This window comes from Marinomonas fungiae (genome assembly GCF_001418205.1).
Taxonomy (GTDB): Bacteria; Pseudomonadota; Gammaproteobacteria; order Pseudomonadales; family Marinomonadaceae; genus Marinomonas; species Marinomonas fungiae.
Genome location: NZ_LIQF01000001.1, coordinates 244,573 through 264,572, shown reverse-complemented (window position 1 = coordinate 264,572; position 20,000 = coordinate 244,573). Strand labels below are relative to the sequence as shown.

The 20,000-nt window shown below is 46.3% G+C and carries 15 protein-coding genes; 9 read left to right on the top strand and 6 right to left on the bottom strand.

Annotation, left to right across the window (positions count from 1 at the left end):
* Positions 1-2: 2 nt before the first annotated feature.
* Both ASC49_RS01150 and ASC49_RS01145 read right to left on the bottom strand, forming a co-directional pair.
* Positions 3-1,409 (bottom strand): ATP-binding protein, encoded by a 1,407-nt coding sequence (locus tag ASC49_RS01150; RefSeq protein ID WP_055461374.1) that lies wholly within the window; start codon positions 1,407-1,409, stop codon positions 3-5.
* A gap of 118 nt (positions 1,410-1,527) precedes the next feature.
* A complete protein-coding gene (locus ASC49_RS01145) occupies positions 1,528-3,312 on the bottom strand; it encodes a SulP family inorganic anion transporter (protein WP_055461373.1) in 1,785 nt (594 codons plus the stop codon).
* A gap of 257 nt (positions 3,313-3,569) precedes the next feature.
* Between ASC49_RS01145 and ASC49_RS01140 the strand changes: the two genes are divergently transcribed.
* The 3 genes from ASC49_RS01140 to ASC49_RS01130 all read left to right on the top strand — a co-directional run bounded on the left by ASC49_RS01140 (position 3,570) and on the right by ASC49_RS01130 (position 4,751).
* Complete coding sequence (locus ASC49_RS01140) at positions 3,570-4,286, top strand: YebC/PmpR family DNA-binding transcriptional regulator (RefSeq protein ID WP_055461372.1); 717 nt, start codon at positions 3,570-3,572, stop codon at positions 4,284-4,286.
* An 86-nt stretch (positions 4,287-4,372) separates the two neighbouring features.
* Entirely contained in the window at positions 4,373-4,555 is a 183-nt protein-coding gene (locus tag ASC49_RS01135) for an oxidoreductase-like domain-containing protein (protein WP_055461371.1), read from the top strand.
* Positions 4,536-4,751: a DUF1289 domain-containing protein gene (locus ASC49_RS01130; RefSeq protein ID WP_055461370.1), complete on the top strand. Its 216-nt coding sequence runs from the start codon at positions 4,536-4,538 to the stop codon at positions 4,749-4,751. The genes ASC49_RS01135 and ASC49_RS01130 overlap by 20 nt, the downstream gene beginning before the upstream one ends.
* A gap of 9 nt (positions 4,752-4,760) precedes the next feature.
* On the opposite strand, the gene ASC49_RS01125 is transcribed toward ASC49_RS01130, so the two are convergent.
* A complete protein-coding gene (locus ASC49_RS01125; RefSeq protein ID WP_055461369.1) occupies positions 4,761-5,993 on the bottom strand; it encodes a glycosyltransferase in 1,233 nt (410 codons plus the stop codon).
* 143 nt (positions 5,994-6,136) lie between these two features.
* On the opposite strand from ASC49_RS01125, the gene fabV reads away from it, so the two are divergent.
* Positions 6,137-7,339: an enoyl-ACP reductase FabV gene (gene fabV / locus ASC49_RS01120; RefSeq protein ID WP_055461368.1), complete on the top strand. Its 1,203-nt coding sequence runs from the start codon at positions 6,137-6,139 to the stop codon at positions 7,337-7,339.
* Positions 7,340-7,436: 97 nt separating this feature from the next.
* Entirely contained in the window at positions 7,437-8,045 is a 609-nt protein-coding gene (locus ASC49_RS01115; protein WP_055461367.1) for a hypothetical protein, read from the top strand.
* Between the two features lie 9 nt (positions 8,046-8,054).
* Here ASC49_RS01115 and ASC49_RS01110 read toward each other — a convergent pair whose 3' ends face one another.
* From ASC49_RS01110 to ubiG, 3 genes are read right to left on the bottom strand one after another with little or no spacing between them, the layout of a single operon-like run.
* Complete coding sequence (locus ASC49_RS01110) at positions 8,055-10,907, bottom strand: insulinase family protein (RefSeq protein ID WP_082443654.1); 2,853 nt, start codon at positions 10,905-10,907, stop codon at positions 8,055-8,057.
* Between the two features lie 45 nt (positions 10,908-10,952).
* A complete protein-coding gene (locus tag ASC49_RS01105; protein ID WP_055461365.1) occupies positions 10,953-11,699 on the bottom strand; it encodes a YciK family oxidoreductase in 747 nt (248 codons plus the stop codon).
* A 10-nt stretch (positions 11,700-11,709) separates the two neighbouring features.
* The gene (gene ubiG / locus ASC49_RS01100) at positions 11,710-12,438 is read right to left on the bottom strand and encodes a bifunctional 2-polyprenyl-6-hydroxyphenol methylase/3-demethylubiquinol 3-O-methyltransferase UbiG (protein WP_055461364.1); all 729 of its coding nucleotides are present in this window, start codon (positions 12,436-12,438) and stop codon (positions 11,710-11,712) included.
* 335 nt (positions 12,439-12,773) lie between these two features.
* Between ubiG and gyrA the strand changes: the two genes are divergently transcribed.
* From gyrA to ASC49_RS01080, 4 genes are all read left to right on the top strand, one after another.
* Positions 12,774-15,461 carry a DNA gyrase subunit A gene (gene gyrA / locus ASC49_RS01095; RefSeq protein ID WP_055461363.1) on the top strand — a complete coding sequence of 896 codons (2,688 nt, stop codon included), beginning with the start codon at positions 12,774-12,776 and terminating at the stop codon, positions 15,459-15,461.
* A 72-nt stretch (positions 15,462-15,533) separates the two neighbouring features.
* Positions 15,534-16,616 (top strand): 3-phosphoserine/phosphohydroxythreonine transaminase, encoded by a 1,083-nt coding sequence (gene serC, locus ASC49_RS01090; RefSeq protein WP_055461362.1) that lies wholly within the window; start codon positions 15,534-15,536, stop codon positions 16,614-16,616.
* A gap of 22 nt (positions 16,617-16,638) precedes the next feature.
* Entirely contained in the window at positions 16,639-17,760 is a 1,122-nt protein-coding gene (pheA, locus tag ASC49_RS01085) for a prephenate dehydratase (RefSeq protein WP_055461361.1), read from the top strand.
* A 30-nt stretch (positions 17,761-17,790) separates the two neighbouring features.
* Complete coding sequence (locus tag ASC49_RS01080) at positions 17,791-19,995, top strand: prephenate dehydrogenase/arogenate dehydrogenase family protein (protein WP_055461360.1); 2,205 nt, start codon at positions 17,791-17,793, stop codon at positions 19,993-19,995.
* The last annotated feature ends 5 nt before the right edge of the window (positions 19,996-20,000 follow it).

The window sequence follows — 20,000 nt, the reverse complement described above, 5'->3', positions numbered from 1 at the left end:
TATCAATTTAAAGGGAATTCCACACGTATTCCCAACCCACCAAATGGAGAGTGGTAAGCGGAAATAGAGCCTTGATGTCCATCGACAATATTCGTACAGATGGCAAGGCCAAGGCCACGCCCGCCAGTCGCACGGTTGCGTGAGTTTTCCACGCGGAAAAATTGCTCAAATATATGTTTGATATCTTCATCACTGACACCCGGCGGCGTATCTTCTAATAGCACAACAGCCGTTTTGTTTTCGCGAGTCAGGGTGACTGTTAGTTTACCTGGTGCGTTGGTGTATTTCAGTGTGTTATTCATAAGGTTGGCAAACAACTGATGTAATCGATCGTCATCACCAGTGATTATAATTGGTGCTTTTTTCACGATTACAAGCTCTAGTTCTAAACCTGCCTCATCATAAGGAAGCTGCATTGAAGAGACTGTCTGTTCTAAAATTTCATTAAGACTTGCTTCTTCCATACGGTAACTCAAACTGCCCATATCATGCATGGATAGTTGATTGAGGTCATCAATTAATCGCGCAATATGCACGATTTCTTGTTGCAGGGAAGCAAGTGAATTGTCATTAACCTTAATAATACCGTCCTGCATGGCTTCAATCTCGCCACGCAGGATCGCGACTGGCGTACGCAGTTCATGGGCGGTGTCAGCGACCCACTTTTTGCGAGCGTCACGCATTCGTTCAAGTGTTGAAGCTAGATTATTGAAGTCTCGACCTAAGTCGGCAAGCTCGTCCGTGCCTTTGATTTTAATACGAGTTTCAAATTCTCCAGCAGCAAGTCGTTTGGTCGCTTGGCGTACCGTACAAATAGGGCGACTTAACCATTGCGCTAATGGCCAAGTTAGCAGAGCGGCAATGGTCAGCATAAATGCTGAAATCAAGAGGAAAGCTTCACCTTGCTGGCGCACAAACCGCAAAGTCTGGTCTTGGACCAGTGCCCGCATTGAGCGCAAGCCGACATAACCAACCAGTTTATCGTCTACCACGACCGCATGAGTTTCGGCGTCATCAAACTTAATATCGCCAATTAGTGGCAGTTTGTCTTTACTGAAAAGTAAGAAGCGTTGACGGTAATATTGGGAAGGGTAAATTAAGTCCAAATTAGGCGTGCTTGGAGGCGGTATTAAATCTCGAATATTTTCAAGCTTGGCCTGCTGCCATTGTTTTTCTAAGCGACTTTCTTGAACCAAGAAATACCAATCATCGTAATAGATATAAAGATTGGCAGTGCGGTTTGCCATTTGTTGCAAAAAGTCTCGGTCACGTTCTGTCGCATAGGTCACGAAACCACGGTCAAAGCTCCATTGGAACACTTGCCACATGGAGACAATCAACAAAATGTTGCTCAGCACGAACACTAGGAACAATTTGTGACGAATTTGAAAACCTTTAATGCCAATCATAAGTTCTAGTCGTAAACGTTATAAGAATCATGCAAAAACTAACCTATCGTTTGATAATAGTATAATGATAACCACTTGATGACTATTCATTACCTTAGTAAATAATGAGGAGTAACTATTAATTCCCTTCAGTTGATAGGGGTTCTTTGGCAATGATAGCCAAGCCTTTTTGCTTACGATTTGAGCATTCTCTAAAGACATTCTTGTCACATTGAGCACATTGTTTCATATCCATATCCCGCTCTATTTTTTCGATGGCAACACCTTTTGCTGGGTAGTTATGGTTTGCTCCTACTTTGTCTAACACACCAAACTGTTTGAGTAACTCTAATTGCCATAGGTAGCGAACGACCAAATGTACCTGCGTGTTTGATTCACGACGCTGATCCACTAGTTGTTTGAGAAAGTGTGCGCCTTGCATGTCGATGGCCGATAAGCCGCGACATAAAATGATCCAATGATCTTTATGAGGTAAATCGTGCTCGATGCTCTGGAATTGCTTGGCCATGTAGTCCACTGAACCAAAGTAAAGAGGGCCATCCAAACGGATGAAGTGGATCTGAGGGCAAGTTTCCAAGTCGAAGTGCATAATGTTATGAAAGTAGCGGCCTTCATCGGTATCCATTGGCGCCAAAATGCGTACGTTCGGTTTGGCGGTCTGACTTAGGAACAATGCCAAGCTTAGCCCCACACCAACCAAAATACCGAACTCTAGACTAATGCCAATGGTGCTGGTTAAAGTGACCAATGCGATACTTAGCTCAGAACGGCTGGTCTTGGCGTAGTGCAGCAATTCTTTAAATTCAATTAAACGCCAACCCACTAACATGATAATGCCTGCCATTGCAGGAATTGGGAGATGTGAAAAGAGTGGGGCAATCAGGCTTAAAATTAGGAGTAAGAAGACACTCGAAAAAATGATTGCCAAAGGTGTGCGTGCCCCAGCTTCAACGTTGATACCACTACGAGTAAAGGAGCCAGAGCTCATATAATTGGAAAAGAGACTGCCTACTATATTGGACATCCCTTGACCGATAAACTCGCGGTTGGTGTCGATTTCTTGATGAGTTTTAAGGGCTATCGCTTTGGATATGGACGCAGCTTCCAAAAGGCCAATAAGAGCCAATACTACCGCCCCCGGCGCTAATTCTCGTAAGGTAGAGCCAGATAGTTCAATCAGCGCAAAAGGAGGAATGGCTTCATTCAATTTGCCCACGAGTGGTACGCCATTTGCCCCAGCTTGCATTAGGTAACCGAAGACACTGCCTACAATTAAGGCCAATAGGTAATGGGGGAGCTTGTTTGAGATCTTGCGAATCACCATGGCACTTATGATAGTGACGGCACAGATCGACAGTGAGTATAGGTTTATTTGCGGGCCCGCACGCAGAAGCGCACTAATAAAGTTCAGGAGGTTTTCAGGACGCGGTAAATCGGCGGTCAAGGCATGCTGAACTTGACTTAACATGATCAAAAACGCTGCCCCAGTAATAAAGCCGACCATTACAGCATGAGAGACAAAGTTGGTGAGATTGCCCAGCTTGGCCAACCCCAAAGCCAATTGTATTAACCCCGCTAGAAAGGTGATGGCCAGCGCGGCTTGGATAAACTCCGCTGACCCCGGTGCGTACAAACCAGACAGTGATGAAAACAGCAATGCAGAAATGGCAGTCGCAGGCCCACAAACCATATGCCAAGAAGAGCCAAACAATACGGCAATAATCGGTGCGACCATGGCGCTGTAAAAACCATATTCTGCTGGTAGGCCGGCGATTGCAGCGAATGCAATCCCTTGGGGAATTGACATGGAGGCGCATGTAATTCCTGCAATGAAATCTGCCTTGACTGTTGAGCTGTTCACAAAAGTAAGCCAAGGCAACCATTTATGCAGGGCTTGGGACATGGCACGTCTCCGATATGCAGGTTTAAAAAGTTTTTATTAAATGATTATTTAATAAAAACATCATAGCATGAAAAATTATTTCAGATCATCAGGCAAAGAAAGTTTCTTCGCGGGCTCTATTGTAAGCCTTTGCTAGCTTAAATGGTGAAGTAATCAAGGTAAATGTTGGTGAAATAGAGTTTAGGGAGTTTCCTAAGAGTGCACTAAGCGTTAGAATTTCTGCTTTCTAAACGACTTTAATAGAGTAGGAATATCTAATGGGCAGAGCCTTTCAGAACCGAAAAGAGTCCATGGCGAAAACCTCGGATCAAAAAGCCAAGGTTTACAGTAAATACGGACGTGAAATTTATGTATGTGCGAAATCTGGCGGCATAGATCCAGCCGGTAACCTAGCACTACGTAGCTTGATCGAACGCGCTAAAAAGGACCAAGTACCAACGCACGTTATCGAAAAAGCAATCGACAAAGCCAAAGGTGGCGGTGGCGAAGACTTTGATACCGCACGTTATGAAGGTTTTGGCCCAGGTAACACTATGGTTATCGTTGACTGTTTGTCTGATAACCCAAACCGTACATTCGGTGATGTGCGCACTTGTTTCAACAAGGTTAAGTGTAAAATCGGTACGCAAGGCAGTGTGTCACACATGTTTGACCACTCTGCTATTTTTGTTTTCTCTGCAGAAGACGAAGATGCGGTGATGGAAGCGCTACTTGAAGCCGATGTTGATGTGTCTGACATTGAGTCTGAAGAAGGTAAAGTAACCGTATTCACACCAAACACGGAGTACGCTAAAGCTCGTCAAGCCATTATCGACGCATTTGGCGATGTAGATTTTGAAGTGGATGAAATCCAATTCATTCCTCAAATGACGACTGAGATTTCAGGCGAAGACGTTGATCAATTTGAACGTTTCCTTGATCTACTGAACGATCTAGACGACGTTCAGCGCGTTTACCATAACGCTGAATTCTAATATTCGACCAATCCCTCGTGTTTGCTGGCGATGCTATGATGGCGCGCATGTGTACTCGAGGGATTTTTTATTTTAGGAGACTTTAAATGAATGAAAAGCCAACTCCGCCAGAAGACTGGGAGTGTTGTGAAAGCGAATGCAGTCCTTGTGTTTGGGATACTTACTACGAAGCGTTACGTGAGTGGAATGTTCAACAGAAGGCGTTAAAAGAAAAGTCGGAAAGCTCGCAAGCAACAGATCAGGATGCCGATGAAAAACACCAATCGTAAAAAAGCCTCTGCTAAGCAAAAAGCGGTTCGTTCGCCTTGTATTAACATTTGTGAGCTGAATGAAGACAATGTATGCATTGGTTGTTATCGCACAGGTCAAGAAATCAGTCGTTGGGGCAAGATGACACCAGAAGAGCAGCTGGCGGTCATGAAAAAAGTCCACCAGCGCGAAAGTGAAAGTCAATTTATTAACTAGCACTTATTGTTAAGATTGATCATGGCTTAGGCCATTTTTTAAAGTAATCCATTGCGACATATACTGGGTGCTTTTCATGGAATGATGGCGCGCTAGCTTGCCTAAGAAAAAATGTTCCCGTAGCCGTTGTTTTAGCTGTTGTTGAATTTTTAAGCGAGTAATCAGCTTTTCTTGCCATTCAGTTTGGTTGTAGCGTTGTCTGATGATGGCATGACCATTTTTTTGCATAAGTTCAAAGCTTGCTTGGTCTTGATAAAGGCTAACGGCTGCGTTAACAAACTCTTCTATATCATCAGTGATAACACCGTTCCAAGGCATGTTTCCGTGCATGGCTTCTGCGCCTATTGACGTCGTGATGCTTGGCGTTCCCATTTGCATGGCTTCGACCAGCTTGCCCTTAATGCCAGCACCAAAGCGAATCGGGCTAAGCATAATGCGTGCATTTTCAATCACTTCCAAAGCGTCTTCGGCCCAGCCTTTTATTAGAAAACCTTCCTTTTCGTTATGTAGTTGCGTCGCTTTAGGAGGTGGGTAAGCGCCATAAATATTGAGCTTGGCTTCAGGTAGGCGCTTACGAATTATCGGCCAGTACACTTGTTTTAACTGTAATACCGCATCCCAATTTGGCGCATGGCGGAAGTTGCCAATGATGACAAAGTCCTGCCGTTGTTCGAAGGGCCTAGCTGTTAACGCATCAGTGTCGAGCATAAACGGTAGGTGCATAACGTGGGTCTCGGGCACGTTAAACGCTTGCTGCAAAAGTTCGGTTTCATACTCGGAGATCATTAGCGTTAAATCGCTGCGATAGATGGCGGCGATTTCACGAACACCTAAATCACTGTACATATCGACCTGTACAAAGGCGCGGTTTTGCTTCACAGCGCTGTGTCGAGCATCGCGTAGAGAGTGTAAGTCTTCGGTGTTGAGTACGCGTAGGGCATCAGGCGCGTATTTCTCAACGCGCCAGCCAAACTGTTCTTCCATCATAAAACGATCAAATATCACCATATCTGGCTTCAATGCAGCAATGTACTTATTAAAACTATCACTGTTGAGTTCAATCGCTGCAGTGCTCACGCCGTATTGAGATAAGTCTTCCATGTGTTCGCTGATTTGAGCTGGAGAGGCAAACTCAACCTGCCAGTCTTGGGCGCGAAAAGTTTTGATGAGCTGCATCATACGGCTTCCCGCAGCGGAAGAATTTGGTTCAGGCCAGACGTAACCAATAATTAAAATATTCATAGAAGGTGGGTGATTGATCTACAGTGAAATAAAGAAAAGGGACAAGTATTGCTGGGTATTGTATCATGTGCGCCAACTTTGTGTTGTTGCCCATTTACCGGATGCAACAGCATGCTATGGAAACATGACGTTGAGACTTAACTATGATCATTAAGCCGAAAATTCGTGGATTTATTTGTACGACTACTCACCCAACTGGTTGTGAGAAAAACGTTTTAGATCAGATTGCTAAAACGAAAGCTAACGGCGAAATCAAAAACGGCCCAAAAAAAGTATTGGTGATTGGTTCATCAAGCGGTTACGGCCTTTCTTCTCGTGTCGCAGCAGCGTTTGGTTCTGGCGCGGCAACCATTGGTGTGTTCTTTGAAAAGCCGGCTACGGAGAAAAAGCCAGGGACTGCGGGTTGGTACAACGCGGCTGCATTTGATAAAGCAGCCCACGAAGCGGGTCTATATGCGAAAAGCATCAATGGTGACGCCTTCTCAAATGAAGCCCGTGACAAAGTGATTGAGCTAATTAAAGAAGACTTGGGTGAAATCGATTTAGTAGTTTACTCATTGGCATCTCCTGTTCGTAAAATGCCTGAGTCAGGTGAAGTGATTCGTTCAGTTCTTAAGCCGATTGGCGAAACATACCGCTCAACAGCAATTGATACTAACCGCGATGTGATCATCGATGCTGAAATCGAACCTGCTACACAAGAAGAAGTGGAGCAAACGGTTACTGTAATGGGTGGTCAGGATTGGGAACTTTGGATGTCTGCGCTGTCTGATGCAGGTGTGTTGGCTGAGGGTGCGCGTACAGTCGCCTACTCATACATCGGTTCTGATATCACTTGGCCTATCTACTGGCACGGAGCGCTAGGTAAAGCGAAAGAAGATCTAGATCGTGCGTCGCATGCTATCAATGCGGAGCTTGCTAAAAATGGCGGTGGTGCGAATGTTGCGGTCCTTAAATCTGTCGTGACACAAGCGTCTTCTGCGATCCCTGTAATGCCACTTTACCTATCAATGGTCTTCAAAGTGATGCGTGAAAAAGGTCTGCATGAAGGTTGTATGGATCAAATTTACCGCATGTTTGCAGAGCGTTTGTACAACGACAATAATCCTGCTGAGTTGGTAGATGATAATAACCGTCTTCGTCTAGACGATTGGGAGCTTCGTGAAGACGTTCAGCAGGCTTGCCGTGATCTATGGCCTCAAATCACAGATGAGAATTTATTTGCTGAGACAGATTACCAACTGTACAAAGATGAGTTCTTGAAACTGTTTGGTTTCGGTGTGGACGGCGTTGATTATGAAGCTGAGGTTGAGCCTCAAGTGGAATTTGACGTTATTACACTTTAAGACATTCGTTTACATGACGATAAACAAAGGAGACCTTGGTCTCCTTTTTTTTGTTTAAAGTTTCTTCTATAGTGGTGGGTGTCTGAGGAGTGCTTGAATGTTCTTGAAAAAAATTACGACTTTTAGTTTGCTGACTGTCACATCCGCTACCATTCCGCTTTATGCGCAAACCATACGTATTGAGCCAGTAGAGGTGATGTACGGTAATCAGATTTTTCATGGCGAACATCAAGTCGTATTGAGTAGTCCAGAAGATGTCACCATCATCCCTGCTGAGCAGCCAAAGAATAATATGTTGGCGAATCTGGTGGTGTCAGCTAATCCCAACAAGCTGTCTTATCTCGAGGAGTCTGCCATTGCCAAGCGCGAGCAAGAAATCTATCGAGAAGTTAATCAGCGCACCAAGGATTCACCATTTACAGTGTTGTTTACTGGGCATATCCCGGAAGAGATTCAGCAGAAGCGTTTAAGTATGATGCCTGAGATCGGTATTTTTGGAGATCAAAAGGCTAAGCTTGAACAGGATCAAGCTGCACTTCATCCAGAGGATAACCCTACATTGGATGAGGGGGAATTTACTGAAGTGGTTCCAGGTACCCGTATTCAGCCAACTGCTGAAAAATCGCAAGCTCCCGCAGAATCCGTTCCTGCAAATCAAGCGGAACTCACCAATGAGCAGAAATTAGAGCAGCTCATCGGTGGTTAGAGTTTAGTTCTACTCAATATGTAGTGCAGTCCAAGCTTCAGTGTTTTGCCAGTTATTGGTTATCAATAGACGTGCTGCTTGATTCTGTTCAATCTTTTCGCGCATAAATGCTAAGAAATCTAATTTATTCAATTCTTCGAGAGCCGTGATCCATTCTTTGCGGTCATTAAAATTATGGTTTGGTTCAACGATGTGTGGCCACTCTTCTAATGCCTCTTCCTTTAAGTTGGTTGGCTGCTTCATGTAGGCGGCTAACACTGCCTGACGCGCTTGCTCAAACTCCTTATCACTAACGTCTTTTTCGCCCCATTTAGTGGATTGAATAAAACGCTCGATCTCGTTTACTAGGACTTGAGTGCTGGTATTTGGTGATTGCACTAAGAAGCCAATGGCCGGTGTTCGTTCAATGGTTTGGTTGGTCACTGCGACGATGTAGCCATACTGTTTTTCGGTGCGAAATTCATTATAGAACTTTGCCCCAAGTAATTGCGCCAAGATTCTGACATAAGCCCTTTGTGTATAGGTCGCGTTGTTATTATCGGTTGCTATCAGGCTATAAAGTACTGTGCTGTCAGCACTGCTAGTATCAAAGTTGTACAGATAGTTTTGCTGTGGGCCAAAGTTTTTCAGTTCCACAGGGCGATAGGCGTGAGTGTGCAGGCAGGTATCAATTTTGTCGTTGAGTCTTGCGGATAGTTGTTCAGCATCGCTTCTACGGAAATTGCCAGTCATGTACCCCACGTATTGGAAGCGTTGTACATGTTGATCGATAAAGTGGTTAACATCTTCCACTGTGATCTTGCCAATCAATTCTTGCAAAACGTTTACTGGTGCATTGCCTTTGATTGCTGTTTGACTGAAATAGTGGCGTGCCAAGGCATACGGAGGCTGGCTTTCCAGATTATTCAAGCCTTTCAGTACATCTTGTTTAGCAATCTCAAGGCGCTTGCCTGAAGCGCGAAAAGCCATTATTTGCTCAACCAGTGAATAGAAATAGTCGCTTTGTTTATCGTTGTAGCCGCTGGTGCGTAGGGTTAGGCCGTTACTATGGGTATACAATTCGTAGCCCAGTCCAGCCATGTAAGGCTGGTAGGTGCTTTCGCCTGCAGCGTCATTGAAGAGTCGAGCCCAAAGTTGTAAGAGTAGGCGGTCGCGAGTGTCTGGATTCTTTAAGAAGCCAAAGTAGCCAAAGATCATACCTGTAGGTTTGTTGAATTGCGTGTTCGGCTTGTACCAGAAATCGTAACCTTTTTTAGCATCGATGATGCTCGGGTCTATCGTTAAATTTTGTGCGACAAGATCTAGCTTTTCTGGCATGAATGGGTTCGCGTTGGGTAGGCCAAAATCAGAAGGCAGAGTGCTTTGCGCAATCAGGTCTGTTTGCTGAAAGGCAAGGTCGCCATTGGCATATTGGCTGTCATACAGTGGTTCAGTTGCCCAAGTGACCTCGCCCTTAATCCAGTCATTTGGGAAGTCTTTATTGCTTTGCCATTGCACGATTAGATTGTCTTGCTGCAGGTAATTCATCAGATTGCGAATATTTTGCTCGCTGGCGTGTTCTGAGATATGGAAACTTGCCATCAATTGTTCAGCAGGGATGTCGAGTGCGCGACTAGAAAGAATTTGTGACAGCTTCACAGGCTGAAGGTAGTCATGATATTCAAAGTTAAGTGCGCTTAGTGTTTTGGTTTCTGCAAGGTACTGCTGGGAAATAGGGCTGCGCAGTAAGTTATCAATGGTTTTGAATAAGCGTTCCACAATTTCTGAACGATGCTCCACGCCATCTTCTGTCAATGACATGGTGATGGTGAAAAAGGCGTGCTGGCCATCGTCTAAATTTGTGCCTGCGTGCAAAGACTGCACCCAATGCTGCTGTTTCAAATTAGCGAACAGGGAATTTTCCGATTCGTCTCCAAGGACATAAGATAAGTATCGTGCTGGTTGGGTAGCGTAGTTTAACGTCTGACTAGGAATCTCAAATGAAAATTTAACAATGCTCTTCTCAGTCTTGGTTTTGAAAAGTTGCACCTTGCCTGTGTGCTCTACGATGCTTGGTAAAGGAGGCTTGTTGGTAGTTGTGCGCTTTTCAATAGCATCAAAGTAATTACGTGCATAGGCTGCTAGAGTTTCAAGTGGCTGATTGGCTACTAGGGTCAAAGCCATGTTTTCAGGTGTGTAATAGCGATGGTAAAAGCCCTGCAGAAGATCTTGCAGTTGCTCCGCAGTGATGTTGCCTAGGGTCTCTTTGTTGCCGACGGTGAAGCGAGCGGCAGGGTGGTGCTCAGAGTAAAGTGTTTTGATGGCCTCATTGCTGCGACGGCTTTCGTCGTCCAGTTTAGCTCTATATTCCGAGTCCACAGCATTGATTTCACGTTCGATGTACTTTGGGTCTAAGGTTGGCGCAATGAAGAACTGTGCAAAACGGTCCAGTGCTTCAGGGTATGAAGCGGGCAAGGTGTCAAAGTAGTAGTTGGTGATCTCTGCACCAGTGTAGGCGTTGTGTGAGCCACCGCTTTGGCGAATGAATTCTTGATAAGCGCCGGCTTCAGGGTATTTTTCTGTGCCTAGAAATAGCATGTGCTCGAGTAGGTGCGCTAGGCCTAAATGTTGTGCAGGATCTTGGTAACTGCCTGCTTTGATCGCGAGTGAAGCGGCTGAGCGTTCAGCCATCGGGTCAGACACGAGAATGACGGTTAGGCCGTTATCTAGTGTTAGATGTGCGTATTCATGTTGGTCTGATTGACCTTTACCTTGGATAAAATGCATTGAGGCGGCTATGGATGAAAAACTAGTGAAAACCGAGCAGATTAAGAAAATCTGCGCGACAAATGAGGGGCGAAGAATTGGTCGAAATTTGATCATGGGCACAGGTTAGCCTGTTCCCATGATGAAGTGCAAGCCCTTTAATTATTTGATTTGCGCATCAAGTGATTGGCCGTTCACTTTTGCACTGTCTTCACCCATTAAGTACAGATAAAGTGGCATGATGTCTTGTGGTGTTTTAAGTGTGTTAGGGTCTTCCGCTGGGTAGGCGTGGGCTCGCATATTGGTGCGAGTGGCGCCTGGGTTGATAGCATTCACGCGAATGTTTGAGATATTTTCAAGCTCGTCTGCCAAAAGTTGCATCATGGCTTCTGTTGCAAACTTGGATACCGCGTATGCGCCCCAGTAGGCTTTGGCTTTGCGGCCGACGCTTGAGCTGGTGAAAATAATCGATGCGTGAGGGGCTTTTTGCAGTAGAGGAATCAATGCCTGATTTAATAGAAATGCAGCGGTGACGTTCACGCGCATGACTTGCTCAAAGGTGCTTGGTTCAAAGTTGGCTAGAGGAGTGCGAGCGCCGAGTAGGCTGGCGTTGTGTAGGATGCCATCAAGTCGGCCAAATTCTGTTTCGATGGTGTTGGCTAGCTCAATGTAGTCGTGTTCTACCGCGGTATCCAAGTTAAGCGGTACAATGGCAGCTTGTGGATAGCCTAGTTTTTCGATTTCATCATACACTTGTTCTAGTTTTTTGGTTGTGCGTCCCAATAAAATCACTGTGGCACCGCAAGCGGCATAACTCAGTGCCGCTTGTTTGCCAATACCGTCTCCGGCGCCAGTGACTAGGATAACTTTATCTTGCAATAGATCGTTCGGCGCTTGGTAGTCCAGCATCGGAGACCTCCTAGTTTTGTGTCGGCTTTTGTGTATGCATCAAGTAGTTAACAGACACATCACGGTCATTTAATTTATAGACCTTAGTCAATGGATTATAGGTCATGCCAGTCATGTGTGTGACATCTAAGCCAGCTTGGCGTGCGAAGTTGCTAAGCTCTGCAGGCTGAATGAATTTGGCGTAGTCGTGAGTGCCTTTGGGTAGCATTTTTAAAATGTATTCGGCGCCGACGATGGCAAATAGGTAAGCTTTTGGGTTGCGGTTAATAGTCGAGAAAAAGACGTGACCACCTGGTTTGCAAAGCTTCATACAGGCTTTGATAACAGAAGCTGGATCGGGAACGTGTTCTAGCATTTCAAGGCACGTTACCACATCGTACTGCTCGGCCTCACGCTCGGCAATTTCTTCTGCAGTGATGCGTTCATAGTCGATTTCTAAACCGCTTTCTTCCAAGTGAAGTTTAGCAACAGCAAGCGGGGCTTCCCCCATATCGATACCTTTAACGGTGGCGCCCATCTGTGCTAATGCTTCGGATAAGATGCCGCCGCCGCAGCCAATATCAATGGCCTTTTTGCCAGTCAGTGGTGCGCGATCATTGATGTAGTTAGCGCGCAGAGGGTTGATATCATGAAGAGGTTTGAACTCACTGTTCTTGTCCCACCAGCGGCTTGCTAGGGCTTCAAATTTAGCGACTTCATCTAAATCTACATTGGTGGTGGTGTTCTGGTTTGAGGTCATCTCTTTTTCCTATTGTATCGTGGCTACTGCGTTAACGATTAGGTCGATTCCTAGTATTCGAGCGATCGCCGCTATTTGGATCAGAGCATTATAGCTATTCTGTGGGTGGCGACAAACTCGGAACTGCAATGCAGAGTCGCTTTTTCAGTGATTTTGATCATGGCCAGCAGAGGGCTTGTGTTTTGCGTCCCTAAGTAGGGGGCTAAGGTGAAATAAAAGCGCGATAGATAATGGGTGTTCGCGATTTGCTTGTGGTATAATGCCGCGCTTACAAAAAGATGGCCGGAGCGTGTTGTTTTGTTGCCTCGCTCCAAACATAAGGAACGGTAGTATCTATGGGTGAATTAGCCAAAGAAATTATTCCCGTCAGTATCGAAGATGAGCTGAAAGGTTCTTATCTTGATTACGCAATGAGCGTAATTGTTGGGCGCGCCTTGCCTGATGTTCGAGATGGTTTGAAGCCTGTTCACCGTCGCGTGCTATACGCGATGAACGAACTTAAGAACGATTGGAATAAGCCCTACAAAAAATCCGCTCGTATCGTTGGTGATGTGATCGGTAAATATCACCCTCATGGTGACTCTGCTGTATACGAAACCATCGTCCGTATGGCGCAGCCATTTTCAATGCGTTACATGCTGGTAGACGGCCAAGGTAACTTTGGTTCGGTTGACGGCGACAGCGCGGCAGCAATGCGTTATACCGAGATTCGTATGGCGCGTATATCGCACCATATGCTGATGGATTTGGAAAAGGAAACGGTGGATTTTGTACCAAACTATGATGGTACAGAGTTTATGCCGGAAGTATTGCCAACACGCATCCCAGGCTTGCTAGTCAATGGCTCGGCCGGTATTGCGGTAGGTATGGCAACTAACATTCCTCCTCATAATCTAGGTGAGGTTATCGATGGTTGTTTAAATGTTATCGATAATCCGGATGTAACCATCGACGAGTTGATGGAGCATATCCCAGGGCCAGATTTCCCAACGGGTGCCTTTATTAATGGTCGTGCAGGCATTGTTGAAGCCTACAAGACTGGCCGTGGTCGCATCTACATGCGCGCTCGTCACCATGTGGAAGACATGGAAAAAGGCAATCGCCAAGCGATCGTCTTTACTGAAATTCCTTACCAGCTAAACAAAGCGAAAGTGATCGAAAAGATTGCGGAGTTGGTAAAAGAGAAAAAACTTGAAGGTATTAGCGAGCTGCGCGACGAATCTGATAAAGATGGTATGCGTATCGTCATCGAGCTGCGTCGTGGTGAAAACCCTGACGTTGTTGTGAATAATATCTTCACGCAGACACAGCTGCAGTCTGTTTTCGGTATCAATATGGTGGCCTTGGTTGATGGTCGTCCAGAATTGTTGAACCTGAAACAGGTACTTGAGTGCTTCGTAAAGCACCGCCGTGAAGTGGTAACCCGTCGAACTATCTTTGAACTACGCAAAGCCCGTGAACGTGGCCATGTATTAGAAGGTTTGGCGGTGGCTCTGGCTAACATCGATCGTGTGATTGAGCTGATTCGTCAGTCGCCTACATCGGCCGAAGCGAAAGAAAAGCTGATTTCTGAAACATGGGAACCCGGCAATGTTATGGCGATGCTTGAGCGCGCCGGAGCAGATGCTTGTCGTCCAGATGATTTGGATGCCGCCTATGGTTTCAATAACGGTGTTTACCGTTTGTCTCCAGAGCAAGCGCAAGCGATTCTTGATCTTCGTCTTCACCGTCTTACGGGTCTTGAGCATGAAAAACTGCTGGGCGAATACAAGTCTTTGATCGACTTGATTGCGGAATTACTAGAAATTCTAGGTAATCCAGATCGCTTGATGGAAGTGATTCGTGAGGAGCTTGAAGAGGCTCGCGATCAATTTGGTGACGTGCGTCGTACAGAGATCTTAACCTCGAAACAAGATCTAACTATTGCAGACTTGATTGATGAAGCGCCAATGGTCGTGACGATCTCTGATACCGGTTATGCAAAAACGCAACCGCTTGAAGAGTACAAGGCGCAGCGCCGTGGTGGTCGTGGTAAGTCTGCATCGGGCATGAAAGACGAAGATCATATTAGTCATTTGCTGGTGACCAGCAGTCACGATACCGTGATGCTGTTTAGTAACTTCGGTAAAGTGTACTGGTTGCGCGTGTTTGAAATCCCTGTGGGTAGCCGTGCCTCGAAAGGTCGACCAATTGTTAACCTATTGCCATTGGCAGAGGGCGAGCATATCTCTGCTCTATTGCCATTGACTGCGCCTGAGAAAACCGATGCAGACAGTGATGTGGATGTCGATGTAGAAGATGGTGAAGACATTGCTGCAAGCAGTTACATCTTTATGGCAACTGCAAATGGTACTGTCAAGAAAACAGCCATGGAGCACTTTGCTCGCCCTCGTTCAAGTGGTTTGATTGCGTTGAAATTAGATGAAAGCGATGCCCTAGTGGGTGTGGCACAAACATCTGGCAACGACGACATTATGTTGGTATCTAGCTCTGGTAAGACCATCCGCTTTAAGGAAACGGACGTGCGTTCTATGGGGCGGACGGCAGCGGGTGTGCGCGGTATCAAATTGGCTGAGGACGCAAAAGTGGTCTCTTTAATCGTGCCGAGTGCCGACCAAGAGACTGCGGTGTTGATGGCTTGTGAAAACGGCTACGGTAAACGTACTATGATCAGTGAATTCCCAGTTTACGGTCGTGGTGGTCAAGGTGTCATCGGTATCCAAGTGTCCGAGCGTAACGGCCCAGTAGTGGGTGCGACGCAAGTTGAAGAGTCGGACGAAGTGATCTTAATTACCGATATGGGCACACTGGTGCGTACGCGTGTTGCGGAGATTTCATGCCAAGGTCGAAACACTCAGGGTGTGACATTGATTCGTCTATCAAATGATGAACGTTTGGTAGGTGTTGAACGCGTTGTGGAAGACGATGATGCTCAGGCAGAGGCCGAACTGGTTGATGTGGATGTAGAGCAGGTCGACACAGCGGATGAACTGAAGAGCAATCCCCCAAGCTCTGAAGAGTAAAATCCTAGGCGCACCTTGAGTGCGCCTTCTTTTGTGTTGCAAGACACATTTTTAAATGAGGTTTAAGGCAGAATGAGCCGAGTTTACAATTTTTGTTCTGGTCCCGCCGCGCTCCCAGAAGCTGTACTAGCAAAAGCGCAAGCAGAACTTCTTGATTGGCACGGAACGGGTGTGTCAGTGATGGAAATGAGTCACCGTAGCGATGAGTTTATGTCGATCTTAGCATCGGCTAAAACGCGTCTAAGCAAGCTGCTGAACATCTCTGATGATTACGAAATTGTCTTCACTCAAGGTGGTGCTTCCGCGTCCTTTGCACAAATTCCAGCCAATTTGACTAATGGTTTTGCATCGGCTTGCTATCTTGATACGGGGGCATGGTCGAGTAAAGCACTCAAAGAAGCGCAGAAATATACTCGTGTTGTGGTGGCGGGCTCTTCAAAAGATGTGAACTACACTACTGTACCTGATTTTTCTTCTTTGAATTTGGATGAAAAGGCAGCCTACTTGCACCTTACGCCTAATGAGACTATCGGTGGCTTGGAGTTTGCTGATCTGCCAGAAACAAATCTACCTATTGTGGCAGATTTGTCTTCTACGATTCTGTCTCGTCAAATTGACGTGTCAAAATATGGCTTGATCTATGCTGGTGCTCAAAAGAATGTAGGGCCTGCAGGGGTCGTGATTAATATCATTCGTAAAGACTTATTGGCGCGCAGTAATAATGATGCGCTGCCAAGTATTTGGTCTTTTGAAAACCTTGCCAAAAATGATTCCATGATCAATACGCCTCCAACGTTTGCGATCTACTTGGCGGACTTGGTATTTGAATGGCTGGAAGCGCAAGGTGGCGTGCCAGCTATGGAAAAACTAAATATTGAAAAAGCTGATCTGTTATACGGCGCGATTGATAACAGTGGTTTTTACTCTAACCCTATCGATGTTCGTTACCGTTCACGAATGAATGTGCCATTTGTGTTGGCTGACGAATCACTAGAAAAAACCTTCTTAACAGAGTCAGAAGAAGCCGGGCTTCGTACCCTTGCGGGTCACCGTTCAGTCGGTGGTATGCGTGCGAGTATCTACAATGCTATGCCTCTTGCAGGTGTGCAAGCATTGGTAGATTTCATGCATGCATTCGAAAAACGCTACGGTTAATTGTAATTAGGACACACGCTCTATGACGACAAAAAACGATACTATCCCGATGACGTTGCCGCTGCTACGTGATCGAATCGATGCGATTGATGCGCAGATTCAAGATTTGATAAATGAGCGTGCAGCTTGTGCGCAAAAGGTGGCAGAGGTCAAATTGGCCGAGCAAGGTGATGAGAAAGTCGTGTTTTATCGTCCGGAGCGTGAAGCCCAAGTATTGCGTCGTGTGATGGAGCGTAATAAAGGCCCGCTAGGCAATGAAGAAATGGCGAAAATCTTTCGTCAAGTTATGTCTTCTTGCTTAGCGCTTGAGCGCCCAATGCGCATTGCATTCTTAGGTCCTGAAGGCACTTTTACACAGCAGGCAGCCTTGAAGCACTTTGGACAGTCTATTGTCAGTGCGCCCATGGCAGCGATTGATGAGGTGTTCCGTGAAGTGGAGTCCGGGGCGGCTAACTATGGCGTAGTGCCTGTGGAAAACTCAACGGAAGGTGTGGTGAATCATACCCTAGATAGTTTCCGTGGTTCGCGCTTAAAAATTTGCGGTGAAGTGGAAGTGCGTATCCACCATAACCTATTGGTAGCACCGAATATCAACCCAGACGATGTGACTCATATTTACTCACACCAGCAGTCTTTGGCGCAATGTCGTGCTTGGTTGGATCGTTACTGGCCACACGCTGAGCGCGTTGCTGTGAGCTCGAATGCGGAAGGTGCGCGTCTAGCGGCTGAAGCGGGGCGCAATGGTAAAGCGGTTGCGGCCATTGCGGGTGAGATTGCCGGTCAGCTATACGATTTGCAAGTGGTTTCCGCCAATATTGAAGATCATCCAGAAAACACGACGCGCTTCCTAATTATCGGTAATGAAAAAGTACCGCCAAGCGGTAAAGATAAAACATCTTTGTTAGTCAGTGCGAAAAACGAGCCGGGTGCTTTGTATCGTTTGCTTGAATCTTTTGAACGTCACGGGGTAGATATGACACGTCTTGAAACGCGTCCTTCCTTGATTAGTAAATGGGGCTATGTGTTTTACATCGACTTTTGGGGGCATTGTGAAGAGGATGCCTGCAAGGCAGTCATTGAAGAGTTGCGTGAGCGTGCTTCGGAAGTGAAAGTCCTTGGTTCATACCCCGTTGCAGTGCTGTAGGCGCTAAGTTTTTGTTATAAGGCGCTTACTATGCAAGACACAAAAAAAGAGTTTGGTAACGTTCTGATCGTCGGATTAGGTATGATCGGTGGCTCGTTCGCAAAAAGCTTGAAGCAGCAAGGGTTGGCCACTTTGTATGGTGCGGATCGTCGTGCTGGCGAGCTGACCCTCGGCGTGTCAACCGGTGTCATCGATCATCCTGCTCAGCTTGATGAAGCAACGATTTCAAACATGGACATTATTATCCTAGCGACGCCAGTGCGCGCGATGGAGTCTGTTTTAACTGAAATTAAGCCATTTATTAAGCCAACGACTTTGGTAACTGATGTGGGGTCTACCAAGGGGAGTGTCGTGGCTGCTGCCGTCAAAGTTTTTGGTGAGGCGCCTGCTAATTTTATACCTGGTCACCCTATTGCAGGGGCTGAGAAAAGTGGTGTACTAGCAGCCAATCCTCACTTGTTTGAAAAGCACATGGCCATTATTACACCGTTGCCTTACTCAGATCCTACATTGCTTGATCGCCTTCATCGTTTGTGGCGTGCAGTCGGAGCGGACGTGGTGAGTATGGATGTAGAGCACCATGATCATGTATTAGCTGCGTCCAGTCACTTGCCGCACTTGTTGGCTTACACCTTGGTAGATGCCTTGGCGAATGCGGAGCGCAGTCAAGATATCTTCCGTTTTGCGGCTGGCGGTTTCCGCGATTTTACTCGTATTGCCTCCAGTGATCCGGTGATGTGGCGTGATGTTTTCTTGGCAAACAAAGAGGCAACGCTAACCACTCTTGATTTATTTACGGATCGTCTAGCAGAAATGCGCCAAGCCATCGTAGATGGTGATGGGGCTTCAATGTATGGGGTATTTACTCGTGCAAAGTCGGCTCGTGATCACTTTTTGCGTTTGCTTGAGCAGAGAACATTAGGCAAGCCGCAAGAAAAGCAGGTTTCGATCTCGGTTAGTCCGGCTTCAGCGATCAATGGTGATGTTAAGTTGATCGGTGACAAATCTTTGTCACATAGAGCTCTTATAATGGCAGCCCTAGCACAGGGTGTCAGTGAGCTAGTGAATGTCGATCTGGCGGGTGATGTAAAAGTGACCATGCAGGCCCTAAGGGATATGGGGGTGGTGATCGAAGAGTTTGGCTATGGCTCGGTACGAGTTCATGGCGTAGGTCGCAAAGGGTTGCGTGCGCCGATTGCGCCAATTAATGTCCATAACTCTGCGACAAGTTTATACCTGTTGGCGCCTGTCTTGGCAGGGCAAGCCTTTCCGGTAGAGGTGGTGTGTGAGGATGCTCTACTCAATACCCCGTTTACTCATCTATTGGCATTACTAAAGAGTGTCGATGCAGATGTAATTTCGGCGACGGCGGATTGTTTGCCATTCAAGTTTACGCCTGCTCAATTATCACCGTTATCAACCGCCTTACCTGGCCCTGCGTCATCACGCTTAATGTCTTCGGCAGTGATTTTGAGCCTGTTCTCTGAGTGCGATGGTTATTTTGAATCAGCGCTGGCTTTTGATGAGCAGGTGCGAGCATTATTCGCTTCGTTCGGAGTCTCCGTTAAAGGTGAGAAAAGCTTTACCGTTCAATGTGAAAGTGTTTCAGGGGCTAATCTAGAATTACCCGCGGATATGCAACAGGCTTTGTGGAGTGTCTTGTTAGCAACCATTTTACCTGGTTCTGCTTTGCAGTTAGAAGGTGTTGCTCGGCATGGTCGCATGAATGTGTTGCTGGAGGTGTTGCAGCAGGCGGGGGCGAAGTTTGTGTGGTTAGGTGAACCTTTAGGGGTTTTTAATACTCAAACTTTGCGTGTGGTCTTTGCACCATTAAAAGCCTTCATATTAACGGTTGAGCAGTCTTATGAGCTCCGCGAGTTCGTTTCTTTATTAGCCGCTTTGGCGGTATATGCGGAAGGTCAAAGTCAGTTTGAGGGGATTCCTCAGCTGCCGTATTTCTATGAGGATCGCATCACCACTTTAATGGATGGCGTGAATCATATTGGTGGTGCCATTGAGTGGCACGCCGGAACACTAATAATACAGGGATGTCCCCCACAGGGTGGGGACTTGGACAGTGCAGGAAACGAGTTAGTGGCGTTAGCTTTCCTATTGCTCGCTGCACGTTGCCGCAATGGTGCGACAGTCAGGGATTGTCAAAAATTGTTAGCGCAAATTCCAAACTTAGAAGAAATTGCTACGGCACTGGGCCTCAAGTGTTCAGTGCACAGCTAAATAAG